We start from the raw sequence: 3124 nt of genomic DNA, 5'->3' as shown, positions 1-3124 counted from the left end.
CCCCAGGCACCTCGACGGACGACCAATAGCGAATACCCCTTTGCGGAGATTCCGCTGGTCGGGAATCGCGTTCGCGCGTGCGTAGAAGTAGCGCATCCATCGTGCATCCTTAGCTCGTTTAGGGTTCGCAAGTGGCACAGTATATTGTGTCAGCAAGCATCGCACTCCTGTCGCGTCGTATCGGTGTTGAGCTTGGTAGCCAGCGATGCGACGGGCTTCAGGACACGTCCTAAAAGGTGAGCCGACCGCGTTCAGTGACTAGGTCCCTTCTGCCGTTTCAGTACAGTCCTGGAAAAGACGTCGCATCCGCGATGGGTAAACCTGGGTCAAATGAACTTGTCCGAAGCCTTGGGCGTGGTTGTTCGCGAGCGCAGGCTGGCCATGGGGCTCAGCCAAGGCGACCTCGCGATTGCCACGGGGCTGCACAAGAACTTCATTGGCCTGGTCGAGCGGGGGAAAACGGCAGCGGCTATCGACAGCGTTGAAGTCATCGCGACCGCACTGAAGTGCAGAGCCTCTCAACTGCTGGCGGCGGCGGAGCGGACGCGCAGCGCCGCCGACGGGTAGCGAGCCCGCCTCTCGTCTCCGCGTCGATTGAGCTAGCGCTCTGCTATCAACAGAATGTTGATAGCCGGGCCAAAAGAGGTACCTTCAGCCCCATGTCCGGTCACTATCAACATCTTTTGTACCCACGCCCACCTTCACTCACTCACACTGTGGGCACAAACCACAGTTTTTTGTGCGTAGGACCCTTCTGACGCGTCCCCGGCGCACCGTCCCGCAGGGCCTGCAACCCGAGGTTGCCGGCCCTTTTTCAATGCGGCCCGGGGCCGCGCGTTCCCCACATTCGGCGAAGGAGTACAGGCATGGCGGTCGAGGCAGCAGGCAACGAACAACTGGTCCGTGTGGTGGTGCTGCTGGCCGCCGGCGTGGTGGCGGTGCCGCTGTTCAAGCGCCTCGGCCTCGGCTCGGTGCTCGGCTACCTGGCCGCCGGGCTGGCGATCGGGCCGTTCGGCCTGGGGTTGTTCGTCGACGCGCAGACCATCCTGCACGTGGCCGAGCTGGGCGTCGTGATGTTCCTGTTCGTCATCGGGCTGGAGATGCAGCCCAAGCGCCTGTGGAGCCTGCGCCGCGAGATCTTCGGCCTGGGCCTGGCCCAGGTGGTGGCGTGCGGCGCATTGCTCACCGGCGTCGGCATGCTCGCCGGGCTGTCGGCGCCGGTGGCCTTCGTCGCCGCGATGGGCTTCGTGATGACCTCCACCGCCACCGTCATGCTGATCCTCGACGAGCGCGGCGAGACGGCCACCTCGCGCGGCCAGCGGGTGGTCTCGATCCTGCTGCTGGAAGACCTGGCCATCGTGCCGCTGCTGGCCATCGTGGCCTTCCTCGCGCCGGCGCACGCCGATGTCGACAGTTCCATCTGGCGCGCGCTGCTGCTGGCGCTGGTGGCGGTGGGCAGCGTCACGATCGCGGGGCGCTGGCTGCTCAATCCGATGTTCCGGCTGCTGGCGGCGGCGCGCGCGCGGGAGGTGATGACCGCGGCCGCGCTGCTGGTGGTGCTGGGCGCTGCGCTGCTGATGCAGTTCGGCGGCCTGTCGATGGCGATGGGCGCCTTCCTCGCCGGCGTGATGCTGTCGGAATCGAGCTTCCGGCATCAATTGGAGGCGGACATCGAGCCCTTCCGCGGCATCCTGCTCGGCCTGTTCTTCCTGAGCGTCGGCATGTCGCTCGACCTCACGGTGTTCGCCAGCCACTGGCCCCAGGTGCTGGGCGGCGTGGTGGTGTTCATGCTGGTGAAGGCGGCCGGCATCTACGTCGTGGCGCGCGCGCTCGGCGCGCCGCACGGCGACGCGCTGCACCGCATGGTGCTGATGGCCCAGGGCGGCGAGTTCGCGTTCGTGCTGTACTCGGCCGGCGTCAGCGCCGGGCTGCTCGACGGCCCGATGAATGCGGTGCTCACCGCGATCGTGATCCTGTCGATGGCGCTCACGCCGCTGGCGGTCGGGGCCCTGCGCTGGATGCTGCCGCGTGGCGCGGCCTCGCTCGAGGGCGTGGACCGGGCCGACGGCCTGACCGGCAGCGTGCTGATGATCGGCTTCGGCCGCTTCGGTCAGGTGGCCAGCCAGGCCCTGCTGGCGCGCGGGGTCGACGTGGCGATCATTGACTCGGACACCGAGATGATCCAGAGCGCCGACGGCTTCGGCTTCAAGGTCTACTACGGCGATGGCACCCGGCTCGACGTGCTGCACGCCTCCGGCGCTGCCACCGCCGAAGCGATCGCCGTCTGTGTGGACGACAAGGCGGCGGCGCTGAAGATCGTCGAGCTGGTGAAGCACTCGTTCCCGCAGGCCCGCCTGCTGGTGCGCTCCTTCGATCGCGAGCACGCGCTGAAGCTCATCGCCGCGGGCGTGGACTACCAGGTGCGCGAGACCTTCGAGTCGGCCAGTGCCTTCGGCGAGGCTGCGTTGCGGGCCCTGGGCGCCACGCCCGACGAGGCCGCGCAGGTGGCGGCCGAGGTGCGCCGCCGCGACGACGAGCGCCTGCAGCTGCAGATCACCGGCGGCCTGCGCGCGGGGGTGGGCATGATGCTCAGCAACCGCATGAAGCCCACGCCGCTGACCAAGCCGGCTCGTGCCGGCCTGGCCCTGAACGAAGAGACCGCGTCGGTCACGGCCAACGCGCCCTGACGCTGCGCCGAAGCGGCGCCGATCCGGCCGGGCCCGGCCCCGCGCGGGCGGACCCCGGCGCGCCTTATGCGCCGCGCCGCTATCGACCACCGGAAAGCTTCGTTGGCCGGTGCGGCGAGTCTCCCTATCGTGCGGGCACTGCATCCCCGCACGGAGCCGCCTTGTCACTCTTCCGCTGTCCGGCCTGAACCGATCGCGACCCCTTTGACGCGGGGGCGGTTGCAGGCTGCGTCTCCTTCGCTTGTCTCTGCCTTCTGGCCTGGTTCATCGGCCGCCCCCGTCCTTTCTTTCCTCGTTGTTGCGCGCGGCGGCGATCGTCGCGTCCACGAACCGGAGTTCCCCATGAGCCATTCGGATTCTTCTTCCTCGTCCCGCTGGAGCCGGCTGCCGCAGTCGGCCCGTCGCCGCCTGCTGCAGGCCTTCGGCGCCGCCGCCGG

At 68.3% G+C, this 3124-nt stretch carries 2 protein-coding genes; both read left to right on the top strand.

Going from position 1 to position 3124, the window contains the following annotated elements; all coding sequences use genetic code 11:
- Positions 1-330 precede the first annotated feature (330 nt).
- Positions 331-567, top strand: a complete 237-nt coding sequence (locus x551_RS20260) for a helix-turn-helix domain-containing protein (RefSeq protein ID WP_036235787.1) — start codon at positions 331-333, stop codon at positions 565-567.
- A gap of 299 nt (positions 568-866) precedes the next feature.
- Positions 867-2687 (top strand): monovalent cation:proton antiporter-2 (CPA2) family protein, encoded by a 1821-nt coding sequence (locus x551_RS20255; RefSeq protein ID WP_011827713.1) that lies wholly within the window; start codon positions 867-869, stop codon positions 2685-2687.
- Positions 2688-3124 lie beyond the last annotated feature (437 nt).

Source organism: Methylibium sp. T29 (genome assembly GCF_000576205.1).
In the GTDB taxonomy this organism is placed as follows: domain Bacteria; phylum Pseudomonadota; class Gammaproteobacteria; order Burkholderiales; family Burkholderiaceae_C; genus Methylibium; species Methylibium petroleiphilum.
The sequence above is the reverse complement of the archived record's forward strand: the minus strand, read 5'-3'. Positions and strand labels throughout refer to the sequence as shown.